The sequence below is a fragment of the Pseudarthrobacter sp. MOO14 genome, assembly GCF_058267675.1.
In genome coordinates this window covers 87,280-101,080 of record NZ_CM177849.1, presented here as the reverse complement: position 1 = coordinate 101,080, position 13,801 = coordinate 87,280, and the positions used below count along the sequence as shown (strand labels likewise).

Below are 13,801 nucleotides of genomic sequence, written 5' to 3'. Positions count from 1 at the left end.
CTCCTGCCTGGAATCCGGCGGCGGCTAAGTCGCCGGCCGCCACGTTATTGTCGTTTGTCCGTGTCCCATCGTAGGCATTCAGTGAGGATACTGTAGTGCCGGCGGGGCCAATGCGACAGATCGCACAGCAACTCCACAGCCAATTCACACCTTCTGCATCGGTTGCCTGCCGGGCGGCCGGACCCGTCCGGCAGGCCTGGAGTGGCCGCCCGGGACCGGCCCCGGGTGGTCAGCCCTGGTGCGGGACAACCACCGCGCGGGCGCTCAGCTTCCCCTCCGCCAGCCGGCGGTAGGCGTCCAGGCCGTCGTCAAGGGAGAAGGTCTCGATCTCCGGTACGATCTGGCCCGCCCGGTACATGTCCACCACCTCGTGGAGCTCCTCGATGGTGCCCCAGTACGTGTTGGTGATGGTGGATTCGTAGGGCGTGTTGAAGAACGTCCATTCGTGGACTCCGCCGGCGATGCCCACCACGGTCAGCCGTCCGCCCTGGGCCATGGACCCGGTGGCGGTGGCGATGGTGGGGGTGACGCCCACGAAGTCGAAGGCCGCGTCCACGCCCCGGCCGCCGGTAAGCTCACGGATTTTGGCCACCTGGTCCGGGCCGCCGGGCACGGTGACGGCCCCTGCCGCTTCAGCCTTGGCCATGGCCTCCGGCTTCATGTCGGTGGCAATGATGGTGGCGCCCGTGAGTGCCGTGAGGATCTGGACTGCGATCTGTCCCAGCCCGCCGAGTCCCACCACCAGCGCGAAGCGGCCTCCGCCGTTCAGGTGCGGAAGGGCAGTCTTGATGGCGTGGTAGGGCGTCAGGGCGGCGTCGGCCAGCGGTGCCGCGGCAATCGGATCCGCCGCACCGAGCGGAATGAGGTTGCGCACCGGGACGGTGACGTATTCGGCCATGCCGCCGTCCCGTCCAAGTCCGATACCCAGGTAGGGGTTGGTCGCCGCATTCTCGCAGTAGGTGTCCTGGCCGCGGGAGCATGCCTTGCAGTGCCCGCAGCCGATGGGCCCGTACACCAGGTAGGCGTCGCCGACGTTGATGCGGTCGACGCCGGGGCCGACCTCTTCAACCCACCCGGAGTTTTCGTGGCCCAGGATGAAGCCTTTTGACATGTTTCCGGGCACCTCAGCCGTGAAATCCTCGAAGATGCTCACATCCGAGTGGCAGGCACCCGCGCCGGCCACCTTGAGCAGGACTTCGCCGGGCCCGGGAACGGGCCGGGCCACTTCCTGAAGCTCGGGAAACTGCTTCCATTCGTTGAACACTATGGCGCGCATGCTGCTGCCTCTTCTTTCTGTTGCACTGATGTGGGTTTCTGGTTCAGCGGGCGGTGTAGCCGCCGTCGAACACGAGTTCGGACCCGGTCATGAACGCGGCGTCGTCGCTGGCGGCGGGCAGGATGCCGCCGCCACATCCTCAGGGCGGCCCAGCCGAGACATGGGAATGGCGGTGCTTCCTTTCAACCGTGAGCCGAAGGTACAGTGGCCCGATCGAACTATCCAACAACTGTTGGATAGTTAGAACGCTACGCCCGCGGGGGCGGTATATCCACCGCCGGCGGCCAAGATCACCAGGGAGTGTGACCGGCATGACAAAAGGACCGGATCAGGGCACGGAGGTACCGGCTGCCCGCGATCCCCGCGCGGCCAGGAGCCATGCCAGGCTCGCCGCCGCCATCGTGGAACTGGCAGCGGACCACGACGCCGGGACACTGGGGGCCGCGCAGGTCGCCGCTGCCGCGGGGGTCAACAGGTCGACGTTCTACCAGCACGCGGCATCCCCCGCCGCCTTGCTGCGGCAGGTCCTCTCCGCCGAACTGGATGCCCTGCGGGACGAGCACCTCTCCGTGTCCGGCGGCGACATTGGCCACGCCGTCGCAGCCGTAACCGCCGGGGTGGTCCGCCACGTGGATGCCCACCGCCGGATCTACCGCCACGGCCTGGCCGCCGAGCCGGGAACTGCGGGGTTGCACGGCATGCTCGGCGCCCATTTCGAGGGTTCGGTCCGCCTGCTGATCGAACGCCGGGCCATCGCCGTTCCGGCACCGGGTGGCCGCGACGTCCCGCCGCCCATGGTGGCGCGGTTCATTGCCTACGGCGTGGTGGGGGCACTGGAGTCACGCCTCCTGGAGGATCAGCCCCGGCCGGCGGAGGAATTCCTGGCGGACCTGTGGCAACTGCTTCCGGAGTGGTGGCCCATCGGCTGACAAGACCGCTCCCTAGAACTTGCCGTACCGGGCCCGCGCCATGGAGTACACGCCGTAGCAGATGAGGCCGGCGGCGATGGCCGCGAGCAGGAACACGCCGTAGGGCTGTGAACCCAGTGCCTTCAGGCCGCCATCCAGTCCCGAAGACTTGGACGGATCGGCGGTCGCAGCCGCCACGATAATCAGGACACCAACGACGGCGAGGACCACTCCTTTGGCGATGTAGCCCACGGTGCCGAGCCACTCGACAGCGGTGCGGGCGTTTCCGGGATCCTGCAGGTCTTCCATGAACTTTCGGGTGAAGCCCCGGTACGCGTAGTAAACGCCGGCGGCAACGATCGCCAAGCCGACAACGACCAGCAGCACCACTCCAGCGGGCGCAGCCATGAGCTTGGCCGTGAAGTCACTGGCCGACTGGCTGGAACTCTTGGAACCGCCCGTCGCGAACACGGCGAACGTGAAGGCCAGGAAACCGAACACCACGGCCTTTCCCGCAGCGGATCCTGCCTCTTTCAGCTTCTTCTTCGAATCACTTTCGGAACGCGCACCAAACACGGCTTCGCCGACCATCCACAGAGCGAGGGCCGCGCAGGCAACCGCCCCTGCCCACAGGAGGATTCCGCCGCCGGGTTTTGAGGCAAGGGATCCGATCGCCCCTGACTGGTCCGCTTCCCCGCCCTGGCCCCTGTCCAGCTGCAGGGCGATCACGCCGATCAACACGTGGACCAGGCCGATGAACACGAAGCCGGCACGGGCCAGAATGCGTAACGCCGGGCTGCGGCTGGCCGATGCCGCTTCCGAAACTGCCCGGTTAGCTCCCTGCGACGCGTTGCCCATGGTCCGCCCTTCCAGCTATGTAGTTGATCCTCTGTTCCCACGCCAGCTTTCCCCGGCCGCAACGTGTCGCGGGATGCTTCAGTGTAGATCCGCGGGGACCATCCGGACAGGCCCCGGGTGCGGCCTTAGGCGCGGCTGACCGGCGCGTTTGTGCTCAGCGGGCAGGCTGGCAGAGCCTGTCCAGCGCCTCGTTGAGGGTGGACTCGATCTGGCCGTTGAGGAGGTCCCGGCGGCCGGTGCTGGCGGGGTCTTCAACCTCGCCGGGCATGGGCGGCGCCGTGACCGTCATTGCGGCTTGGTAGCGCCCGTCGTCGCTGCTGACGGCAACGGTCTGGAAGTCCCGGAACGAGCCCTTGCCTTCCTGCCGCATGGCCGGTGAACACTGATCCGCGAAGCGCCACAATCCCAGCCCGAAGCGGCCAAAGCCGGGGCTGGTCTTCATCTCCCGCAGCGAGGACGGGGAAACGGCCCGGCCTTGGAGGAGTGCGGCCATAAAAAGGTTCAGGTCCGCCACCGTTGACACCACACCGGATGCCGGGGAGCCGGCGACGGACGCGTCGTCGGTGGTGTCGATACGCTCGCCGTGAAGGGTGACGTAGCCATGGAGGATGTTTGGTGCCCGAGCGTCCGGCCGGTCCAGGGTGCTGTCCTTCAGCCCCAACGGGGAGAACACCTGTTCCAGCATGACCTGCGCGAATGGCTTATGGCGCAAGGCTTCCACCACGAGGCCCAGGACCACGTAGTCGGTGGTGGAGTATGTGAACAGTCCGACGTCGGAGGCCCGCCAAGGGAGCGTCCCGGCCGCCCGCACCTGCTGCCTGAGGTCCAGGGCCCGCGACAGTGCCGGGCGGAAGTCCACGTCATGGGGCAGTGCCGTGGCGGCGTCCGGCATCCCGGAAGTGTGACTCAGCAGCTGGCGCACAGTGAGCGGTCCGGGCGGCCGCAGCAGGCCCGCGAGTTCAGGGACGGCGTCGATAACAGGGTCATCAAGGCCGATGAGATGGTCATCGACGAGCCGAAGCACCGCGACGGCGGTCATCGCTTGGGTGACGCCTGCTATCTCCACCCTGTCCGTGGGCTGCGCCGGGTCCAGGGAGTCGAGGTCGCGCACGCCAAAGGCCTGTGACCATTCGCCGCCCGGCCACCGGACCTGGACAACGGCCGAGACGGCGCCTTGGTTCAGGAACAGCTGGATCTGCTGCACCACAGGCTCCAAGGCAGGGGGAAAGGCACCGGGCGGAAGGGGGTCGTCCGTGTAGGTGCAGCCGGAGACGGAGAGGGCCACCGCGAGCGCCGCCCGCCTCACGATGCGGTTTTTCGAGCCCACACCTCATGGTAGGGCGGCCCGCGCCGTATTGACATGCCGGGGCCGCTGCCCATAATTGGTGGCAGCACCTCAGTGAGACCGGAGAATGGCATGACGCGTTTGGTGAGCTCACTGCTGAGGCCCCGCAACAATTCAGAGCAGCGCGGACACGACCTTCTGGTCCACACCGACGTCAACCAGCGGCAGGCCGTCCTGGTGGAACTGCAGGTGGGGCACGGGACGTTGGCCACATCCGCGGGGGCCCGGTTCGCCACGCTCTTCAACGACACCTTTTCATCGGTTGCGGATCCGCCTGCCCCGCCGCTGCAGGTCTCAACCCTGTACCTCCAGTGCCGGCTCCGGCCCGACGAGCTCACCGACCTCCTGGCCGCAGATGCGGCACACGGGGTTGCGGAGCGCACCATCTACCGTGTGTGGCCCGACTACATTGTGCGTCCGCACATCGACAGGTCGGCCGCCACTGTGCAGGCCGATGCCGCCCTGCGCACATTCGGGGCCTCGGGCCGCGGATGTGTATGGGCCGTCATCGACTCGGGCATCGACGGCACGCACCCGCATTTCCTTCCTGTCCAGGCGGGAAAAGCGGACAACCTGCATGACCCGCGGGTGGCGGATCTCCACCGCGACTTCACGGCTCTGGTCTCCGGCCCGGATGCCGACGGCTCGGCTCCCCAGGACGCAGGAGCCGTCCGCTCAGCCAAGGACCTGGTCCCGCAGGACCCGGCACCTGCCCTGGTGGACGACGTCGGACACGGGACACACGTGGCAGGGATCATCGCCGGCTCCGCTCCCCCGGCGGCAGTCATCATGATGAGCCGCTCCACCCCGGACGGGCTGCCTGAATGGACACCGCGGGAACTGGACCCCGGCCGGTCTCTGGCCGGCCTGGCTTCCGAGGCCCTGCTGGTGAGCCTGAAGGTCCTCAACAACCAGGAGCACACGCTGTCCAGCGCCGTGATCGCCGCACTGAACTACGTCAGGGCGGTCAACTCCTACGGCCGCAACATGGTGATCCACGGCGTCAACCTCTCGCTCGGCTGCGATTGGTACCCCGGTGACTTCGCAGCCGGCCAAAGCCCCCTGTGCCGGGAGATCGACCTGCTGGTGGGCTCCGGCGTCGTGGTGGTGGTCAGCGCAGGCAACGGTGGCGACGCCCGGGACGATAACGGCGACTTCTACGGCCGGCTCTCCACCATCACCGACCCGGGAAACGCAGCCAAGGCCATCACGGTCGGCTCAACGCACCGGGACCAGCCGCACGTCTTCGGGGTGTCCTATACCTCCTCCAAGGGGCCCACCCTTGACGGGCGCCTGAAGCCGGATCTTGTAGCCCCCGGCGAGCGCATCACGTCAGCAGCAGCCGGAAAGACCCGCAGCCAGGTCCCGGGCTTCAAGGACGCGACCGCTCCCATGCCCTGCTACGTCGAGGACAGCGGAACCTCGATGGCTGCCCCGCACGTTTCAGGAGCCATCGCCGCGTTCCTCTCGGCACGGCCGGAATTCATCGGCAAGCCTGAGGTGGTCAAAGACCTGTTCATGCAAAATGCAAGCTCTCTGGGCCGGCACCCGTTCTTCCAAGGCAGCGGCCTGGTGGACCTGATGCGGGTCCTGAACTCGATCTGACCACCCACCAGCCAGGAGCAGCCATGACCGGTCGCATCGGTGACCTCGACTACTACGAGCTGGCCTTCGCCGCAGATGGCAGCCCAGACCCTGGAAACCCGGCAGACGGTGCTTCCCTGGCCGCCGCCGTTGCGGATGGCAGCATCCGTGACCTTTTCGTCTTCTCCCACGGCTGGAACAGCGATGTCCGGTCCGCGCGCAGCCTCTACCAGTGGATGTTCGGCAATCTGTCCGGCCAGCTGGGACAACAGGCGGAAGGCTGCGCCGCCGTCGGAATCATCTGGCCGTCCCTGCTCTTTCCCGAGGACCAGGCAACCGCCGCGCCGGCAGCCCAGTCCACGGGGGCGGCACTGGCGGCGCACCTGGCCCCGGCGTTCCCCCGGAACGAGCAGGACCTCGGCGCGATCGGAGACCTGCTGGACCGGCAACCGGAAGATCCGCAGGAACTCGAACGCTTCCACCACCTTGCGCTCCGGCTGGTCAACTCCCCCGTGCCGCCGCCCGAATCCGAGGACTCGAACCTGCAGGCAGCGTTGGCAGCCACCACAGCGCCCCTCCTGACCCACGCCGCCGCGCTCGCCGCCCCGTCGCAGTCGAGTGCGCAGGACATCGGGAACCCCTTCGGCATGCTGTGGAAAGGCGCCCGTGAGGTGCTGCGCGCGTTCAGTTACTACGAAATGAAGAACCGTGCCGGCGTCATCGGCAGCCAGGGACTGGGCCCGTACCTCGGTTCCCTCGCAGGACCCGGTGGCCAACCGCGCATCTACCTGATGGGGCACAGCTTCGGGGCCCGGCTGGTGGCCAACGCGCTCGCCGGGCTGCCGGCCTCCGCTGTTGGCCCTGGCAGCCCCGTCAAGTCGCTCTACCTCATCCAAGGGGCCTTCTCACACTTCAGTTTCGCGTCCCCGCTGCCCACCGACCCCGCACGGTCGGGCCTCCTGGCATCCTGTGCCGGCCGGGTGGACGGGCCGTTCATCGCCACCTTCAGCAAAGCCGACCGCGCGGTGGGGACCTGGTATCCGACGGCTAGCTTCCTCCAGCGCCAGGACAACGAGGACGTCCACGACTTCATGTACCGCTGGGAGGGGATGGGCCATGACGGCTACCAGCAGGCCGGCACAACGACGGTCCCCATGCGCCGGCCGGGTGAGTCCTACGGATTCAGCGCGGGCGGGTTCTACTGCCTTGACGCCAATGCGGTGATCTCCCAGGACCAGAACCCCTTCGCCGGCGCCCACAGCGATATCCGGCACCCCGAGGTACTGTGGCCGGTCGTGGACGCGTTCGCTGCCGCCGCCGGACGGTGAGGCTCGCCGGCCAAGACTGGACAGCCGCCGACTCCCCCGCAGGCCGCCCCGTTTTCTGTTGCCGCAGGCAAATATCAGCCCAGCTCTGGACTCTTGGGCGGGGCCCAACCAGACTGTCTACAACAGCTGGCCGGGCGCGCCGACGGCGAGATTTATTTCTACGGCGGAATTCCCGACGGCTGCATTTATTGGGGCTTTACCGTGATGCCTGTTCCGCGGCATCGAAAGGACCTGGTCATGCCGGATTTCACCGCATTCTTCCCGCTTATTGCCACCATTCTGGCGGTGCTCGTCGCCATCGGATTCATTTGGACGGCAACAAAACTGATGTGGAAGGTGGCCGAACCCAACGAAGCCCTGATCATTTCCGGGCTGACCCGCGGAACCCTCGAAACCCGGGCCGGAATGGACTTCAAGATCGTCACCGGCAAGGGCGCCCTGGTGCTGCCCGGACTCCAGACGGTGCGGACCCTCTCGCTCACGCTGAATGAGACTGAGCTCAAAGTGTCCTGCGTTACTTCCCAAGGCATCCAAGTGATCGTGGAAGGGGTTGTCATTTACAAAATCGGCGATGCCCCGCCTTTTATTGCCAATGCGGCCCGACGTTTCCTGGGCCAGCAACCAAAAATGGAAAGCCAGGTCTATAACGTTTTTGAAGGGCACCTGCGGTCCATTATTGGCAGCATGACCATGGAGGAAATCATCCGCGAACGCGACAAGCTGGGTTCGCAGGTCCGCAGCGCCAGCGGCGTGGAAATGGAGAAGCTGGGCCTCGTGGTGGATTCGCTGCAGATCAAGGACCTGCAGGACCCCACCGGGTACATCCAGAACATCGCCAAGCCGCACATCGCGCAGGTGAAGATGGAGGCCCGCATTGCCGAGGCCACCCGCAACCGCGAGGCGGCCGAAAAGGAGGCGGAGGCTGCCGCGCTGATTGCCGACGCGCAGAGCGTCTCGGCGATCAGGCAGTCAGTGGCCCAGGCGAACGCCGAACGCGCCAAAGCCAACGCTGCGCAGGCCGGCCCGCTGGCGGAGGCCACGGCCCGGCAACAGGTGGTGGTTCAGGAGACCGAAGTTGCCAAGCTGGAGGCGGACCGGGAAGAGCAGAAGCTGCAGACCACCATCCGGAAGCCTGCCGATGCGAAAGCGTACGCCAAGCGCACCGACGCGGAGGGCCAAAAGGCCGCCGACATCTCCGCCGCAGAGGCCCTGGCCCGGCGCACCGAGCTTGAGGCCACGGCCAATGCCCGCCGAACGGAACTGCAGGCGCAGGCCAACGCCAACGCCGCAGCTGCTGCCGCCGGCGCCACGAAGGTCACCGGTGAGGCCGAGGCCGCAGCCACCAAGGCCAAGGGCGACGCGGCAGCCTCGGCAATCAAGGCCAAGGCCCTGGCAGAGGCGGACGGCATCAAGGCCCGGGCCGAGGCTTTGGGAACCAACCAAGACGCCGTGATTTCGCAGCAGCTCGCCGAAAACATGCCCGCGATCATCGCCGCAGCGGCCGAGCCCTTCTCCCACGTGGGGCAGATGACGGTCCTGAACGGCGGCGAGGGGGTCAACAAGATGCTGGGCGGGATCCTGGCCCAGGTGGGTGACTATCTGCCGGCCCTCTCGTCAGCGCTCCGCAAGGGCGGCGAGGATAAGCGTGCGCCCAAGGCTCCGGGCGCGTAGGGACCGCCGATGCACAAAGAGGTGGACCGGAGCCTGACGGGAAAGATTGGGCGGGTGACCGGCCGCATCGGGCCGGGCACCATCGGGGAGGTCATGCTGCCGTACCTGGGCGGCATCATGGCGTTCCACGCCTACCCGTATGACAAAATAAGCGGCTTCGCGGTGGGCGAGGAAGTGCTGGTGATCTACTACGACCCGCCGCAGACGGTGTACGTGGACCAACTGCCCGATGTGCTGAAGCACCCGGCGTAAAGGCCCACGCACCGCCGCCGTTCCTAGCGGCCGCCCTCCATTTTGCGGCTGCGCTGCTCCTGCGCCATCGGCCCATACGGGTAGACCCCCGTCTGCGGCAGGCTGGCCTCGGTCAGCCTGCCGACTTCTTCACTGCTGAGCCGCAGGTCGGCAGCAGCCATGTTGTCGGCCAGCTGTTCGGTGGTTCGGGCTCCCAGGATCACCGAGGTCACGGCCGGCCGGTCCGCGAGCCAGGCCAAGGCCACCTGGGCGGGGCTTACCCCGTGGCCGGCGGCGATGTTTTCGACGGCGTCAATGACCGCCCAGGTCCGGGGGTTGTCATTGCGTGCCTTCCACGCCTCCATGCCGCGTTCGGGGTTTTCACCGAGGCGGGTTGCGCCGGCCGGACGCTGGTCCCGCTTGTACTTGCCGGACAACCAGCCGCCGCCCAACGGGGACCACGGCAGCAGGCCAATCCCTGCGTCGAGGGCCGCGGGGACAATCTCGAATTCGATGTCCCGGACCAGCAGGCTGTACTGCGGCTGCAGGCTCACGGGCGCGCTCCAGCCCTGGTTGCGCGCCGTGTGGACGGCCTTGGTCAGCTGCCAGCCGAGGAAGTTGGAGAAACCGTAGTAGGCGATCTTGCCCCGGCTCACGGCGTCGTCGAGGAAGCGGAGGGTCTCTTCCAGCGGCGTGATGGGGTCCCACGCGTGCAGCTGGTAGAGGTCGATCTGGTCCACGCCCAGCCTGCGGAGGGAATCGTCCAGGGCGCGCGTCAGGCGCCGCCGCGAGGTTCCGACGTCGTTCGGTGCCGTTCCCATGGGGAAGCGTCCCTTGGTGGCGATGACCGCTGTTTCCCGCAGCGCGGGACGCTGGGCCAGCCAGCGGCCAATGATCTCCTCCGACGTGCCCGAACTGTAGACGTCGGCGGTGTCGATGAAGTTTCCGCCCGCGGCGAAGTAGCTGTCCAGGATGGCGTGCGAATCTTCCTCAGTGGCTTCCGCGCCGAACGTCATGGTTCCGAGCGCGTAGTTGGTCACGACAGTGCCGCTGTGGCCCAGGGTTCTGTACTGCATGGATGTCCTCACGTTCAGGGGTGGGTTGATGGAATGTTCCGGCCGGCCGCATCGCTGGTGCTGGTGCGGATCCGGTACAGGCTGGTGGTCGCGGTGAGATAGAGGTCCCGGCCGTCCGGGCCGCCGAAGCAGAGGTTGGAAACCGTCTCCGGGACGTCGATGGAAGCCAGCAGCTCGAAAGATGGTGAGTAGATCCTGACGGCGGGGCCTGCGGAGGTCCAGATTCTGCCCTCGACATCGACCCGGAGTCCGTCGGCTGCCTGCCCGTCGGGGAGTTCCACCACGACGCGGCCGGGCCCGCAGGCGGCATCGCGAACGTCGTAGGCCACGATCCTCAGCGGCACCCCGTGGCTGGGCCCGGCGGTGTCCGCCACGTACAGGACAGTCTCGTCCGGGGAGAACGCCAGCCCGTTGGGGTGCACGAGGTCGGTGATCACGGCGTCAAGGTTTCCGGACGCCGGATCGAGACGGAACACGTAGCAGCCTCCGTATTCCTGCTCGCCCTCGTGCCCTTCCGTGGTCCCGGGAAGGATGCCGTAGGGCGGGTCGGTGAACCAGATGGACGCGTCGCCGGCAATGACCACGTCGTTGGGCGAGTTCAGCCTGTGGCCCCGGAAGGAATCAACCAGGCCGGTCACGGTGCCGTTCCTGTCCCGTTCCACCCGGCGTCGGCCGTGGCTGCACTGCACCACGCTGCCGTCGTGGTCGAGCGTGCGCCCATTGGTGAATTCGACGTTCTGCGCGTAGTCGCGGACGGCGCCGGTGGCGGGGTCGAATTCCAGGATGCGGTTGTTGGGAATGTCGCTCCAGCGCACGGTCTGCGTCGAGGGTACCCACAGGGACCCTTCAGCCCAGACGGTTCCCGTGTAGAGGCACTCCAAGGCGCCCGTCGTCAGTCCATCAGCCATCGGCGCACCTTCGCATAGGCACCACCATAGCCCCACGGCCGGGGCGGGGCGCCTGTCCCGCGCCGACGCCGTGGATCAGGCCGGGAGGCCGTGCAGCCCGGGTGGCTGCGGGGTTACCAGACGGAGTCGCCGCGCAGGACGGCGTCGCTGCCGCCGTCGATGTAAACCACCTGGCCGCACAGGTGGGTATTTTCCTCGCCGCCGAGCCAGGCCAGCAGGCGGGCCACGGCGATCGGTTCGGCGATGCCGTTCAACGGCATCGGGACCATCGCAAGCAGGGCTTCCCGGCCTTCGGCTGTGTCAATCAGGCCCGCCGTCATGGGGGTGGCAATGATGCCGGGGGCGACGGCGTTGAGCGGGATGCCTGCGCCGGCCCATTCCGGGGTGGCTGCCTGCCGCCGGACCCAGCGTGAGAGCGCCAGCTTGGTGGAGGCGTAGATGAGTCCCCCTGTGGTTTCCGGTTCCCGGGCCAGGACCTCGGCGCGGGCAAGCGACGCCGCTTCGTCCCCTGCCGTGAGCAGGGAAACGAGGTCGGGGTCGCTGGGCATCAGGGCGGCCATCGAGGAGACCAGCACGGCCCGCGGGGAAGGGGATCCGGCCAGGAGCGGGCGCAGGCCATCAAGGGTGGCGACGGTGCCGAAGAAATTCACCGCCACGGTAGCCGGCGTGGGGGTGGCCAGGCCGGCCACCGCGTACACGGCGTCCACCTGCCCCGCCAGGTCCCGGACTCCCTGCACCAGGGCTGTCCGCCCTGCGGGGGTTGAAAGGTCGGCGGTCACGTCAGTGCCGTGGATGTCCACGCCAATGACGCGGCCGCCCCGCTGCTCCAGCAGCTCTTTGGTTGCTTTGCCAATGCCGGAGGCGGCGCCGGTGACGACTGATATCCGGGTCATTCGATCCCCTTAAGCGTTGCTGCGGTGACGTGTTCGGTTTCACGGTAGAGGGGGTGTTGGCGGGCAGGACAGGGTCCAACGGCCCCTGTCCTGCCCGGACCGGGCCGATGGCACCGGCGCTCCCTTGACCCCGCCAGAGGCCAGGCGTATACCGAAAGAATCATCATGCTGGCCCCCGCTGGGCCCTGTATGGAGCCGGCTGCCCCTGGTCTTCGACACAAATATCTGGAGTTGTGATGGGTAGCGAACGTTTCAACGTGCTCCGCGAACAGGTCCGCGGGCAGGTCATCGAAGAGGACGACGCCGAGTATGAGGCCGCGCGCCTTGTCTACAACGGCATGATCAGCCGCCGTCCGGCAGCAGTCCTGCGGGTCTCGCAGGTGGCGGACGTCCTGGCGGCCGTCCGGTTCGCCAGGGGCCTCGGGATCGAGGTCGCCGTGCGTGGCGGCGGACACAGTGCCCCGGGATTTGGGACGGTCGACGGCGGCCTGGTCCTTGATTTCTCGGCCCGCCGCGGCGTCCGCGTAGACCCCGCGGCACGGCTGGCCCGGGTGGAGCCCGGCGCCACGTGGGCGGACTACAACCACGCTGCGCATGCGTTCGGGCTGGCCAGTACCGGCGGGATTATCGGTTCAACCGGGGTCGCCGGCCTCACGCTCGGCGGGGGCATCGGCTACCTTTCCCGGAAGTATGGGCTGAGCTGCGACAACCTTGCTTCAGCGGACGTGGTCCTTGCCGACGGGACCTTCGTCACGGCCAGCGAAGCGGAAAACGTGGACCTTTTTTGGGCGCTGCGGGGCGGAAGCGGCAACTTCGGCGTGGTGACGTCGATGGAATTCCGGCTGCACCCGGTGGACATGGTGCATGTGGGGATCATGTTCTTCGATGCATCGGCCGGTGCCGCGGTGGGCGCTGCCTACCGGGAGTGGATCGCCGCCGAGCCCGACGAGATGGGGGCCTTCCTTGGATTCCACCAGGGACCGCCAGTCCCGTTCCTTCCCGAAGAATGGCACGGGAAGCCGGTGGCCGTGATTGCCGGCATGTGGACGGGCGATCTTGACGCGGGACCGGCACACTGGCAGAAGATGCTTGACGCGGGGACGGTGCTGGGCAGCTTTTTCGCACCCATGCCGTACCCGGCGCTGAACGTCATGTTCGACGGACTCAGCGGCGTTCCGGGACTGCAGGGTTACTGGAAGGCTGATTTCCTCCGCACCCTCAGCGACGAGGCGTTGCGGACCGCCGTCGAGTACGCACCGGGTATTCCCAGCGTCCACTCGGCCAACCACTTCTATCCGATCGACGGGGCGGTCCAGAGGGTGGCGCCCGAGGCCACCGCGTTCGCGTACCGCGACGTTGACTTTGCGCCGGTCATCGCGGCGCAGTGGCCCGACCCGGCGGAAAACGAGCGAAACATTGCCTGGGTCCGGGAATATTGGTCCGCGCTGCACGAGTTCTCCGAGCCCGGCGGCTACCTTAACTTCCAGGACGCCGACGACCAGTCCCGGATCGAGGACACCCTCGGATCGAACTATGCGCGGCTTGCCCACCTGAAGGCGAAGTACGACCCCGACAACTTCTTCCATGTGAACCAGAACATCAAGCCCGCCGCGGCAGGGGCCACGGCGCCATCGGAGGCGGCGCCGCACGAGGCCGCTGCGCCGCCCGCGGCACATCCGGCAGAGGGCGCCGCAACGTCCTGATGTGCAGTGGGCCCCTGCGG

The 13,801-nt window shown here is 67.4% G+C and carries 12 protein-coding genes; 6 read left to right on the top strand and 6 right to left on the bottom strand.

Translation table 11 applies throughout. The features are described 5' to 3' along the window. Positions 1-229: 229 nt before the first annotated feature. Positions 230-1,276 carry an NAD(P)-dependent alcohol dehydrogenase gene (locus AC4EEV_RS00455; RefSeq protein ID WP_491329910.1) on the bottom strand — a complete coding sequence of 349 codons (1,047 nt, stop codon included), beginning with the start codon at positions 1,274-1,276 and terminating at the stop codon, positions 230-232. 311 nt (positions 1,277-1,587) lie between these two features. Between AC4EEV_RS00455 and AC4EEV_RS00450 the strand changes: the two genes are divergently transcribed. Then, entirely contained in the window at positions 1,588-2,205 is a 618-nt protein-coding gene (locus AC4EEV_RS00450; protein ID WP_491329909.1) for a TetR family transcriptional regulator, read from the top strand. A 12-nt stretch (positions 2,206-2,217) separates the two neighbouring features. Here the strand turns inward: AC4EEV_RS00450 and AC4EEV_RS00445 are convergent, their stop codons facing one another. Further along, entirely contained in the window at positions 2,218-3,042 is an 825-nt protein-coding gene (locus tag AC4EEV_RS00445; protein ID WP_109044659.1) for a DUF1206 domain-containing protein, read from the bottom strand. Between the two features lie 154 nt (positions 3,043-3,196). Next, positions 3,197-4,348: a serine hydrolase domain-containing protein gene (locus AC4EEV_RS00440; RefSeq protein ID WP_491329908.1), complete on the bottom strand. Its 1,152-nt coding sequence runs from the start codon at positions 4,346-4,348 to the stop codon at positions 3,197-3,199. Between the two features lie 111 nt (positions 4,349-4,459). Between AC4EEV_RS00440 and AC4EEV_RS00435 the strand changes: the two genes are divergently transcribed. The 4 genes from AC4EEV_RS00435 (at position 4,460) to AC4EEV_RS00420 (ending at position 9,222) form a co-directional block, all read left to right on the top strand. Next, positions 4,460-5,992 carry a S8 family serine peptidase gene (locus AC4EEV_RS00435; protein WP_491329907.1) on the top strand — a complete coding sequence of 511 codons (1,533 nt, stop codon included), beginning with the start codon at positions 4,460-4,462 and terminating at the stop codon, positions 5,990-5,992. A 23-nt stretch (positions 5,993-6,015) separates the two neighbouring features. After that, the gene (locus tag AC4EEV_RS00430) at positions 6,016-7,299 is read left to right on the top strand and encodes a serine/threonine protein kinase (RefSeq protein WP_491329906.1); all 1,284 of its coding nucleotides are present in this window, start codon (positions 6,016-6,018) and stop codon (positions 7,297-7,299) included. A 237-nt stretch (positions 7,300-7,536) separates the two neighbouring features. Further along, the gene (locus AC4EEV_RS00425) at positions 7,537-8,970 is read left to right on the top strand and encodes a flotillin family protein (protein WP_018761201.1); all 1,434 of its coding nucleotides are present in this window, start codon (positions 7,537-7,539) and stop codon (positions 8,968-8,970) included. A gap of 9 nt (positions 8,971-8,979) precedes the next feature. Next, a complete protein-coding gene (locus AC4EEV_RS00420; protein WP_018761200.1) occupies positions 8,980-9,222 on the top strand; it encodes an NfeD C-terminal domain-containing protein in 243 nt (80 codons plus the stop codon). Positions 9,223-9,245: 23 nt separating this feature from the next. Here AC4EEV_RS00420 and AC4EEV_RS00415 read toward each other — a convergent pair whose 3' ends face one another. The 3 genes from AC4EEV_RS00415 to AC4EEV_RS00405 form a co-directional block, all read right to left on the bottom strand. Then, positions 9,246-10,277, bottom strand: a complete 1,032-nt coding sequence (locus tag AC4EEV_RS00415; RefSeq protein WP_491329905.1) for an aldo/keto reductase — start codon at positions 10,275-10,277, stop codon at positions 9,246-9,248. Positions 10,278-10,291: 14 nt separating this feature from the next. Next, entirely contained in the window at positions 10,292-11,185 is an 894-nt protein-coding gene (locus AC4EEV_RS00410) for an SMP-30/gluconolactonase/LRE family protein (protein ID WP_491329904.1), read from the bottom strand. Between the two features lie 113 nt (positions 11,186-11,298). Next, positions 11,299-12,078 carry an SDR family oxidoreductase gene (locus AC4EEV_RS00405; RefSeq protein ID WP_018761197.1) on the bottom strand — a complete coding sequence of 260 codons (780 nt, stop codon included), beginning with the start codon at positions 12,076-12,078 and terminating at the stop codon, positions 11,299-11,301. Between the two features lie 236 nt (positions 12,079-12,314). Here AC4EEV_RS00405 and AC4EEV_RS00400 point away from each other — a divergent pair, with 236 nt between their 5' ends. After that, positions 12,315-13,781, top strand: a complete 1,467-nt coding sequence (locus tag AC4EEV_RS00400) for an FAD-binding oxidoreductase (RefSeq protein ID WP_018761196.1) — start codon at positions 12,315-12,317, stop codon at positions 13,779-13,781. Positions 13,782-13,801: the final 20 nt, after the last annotated feature.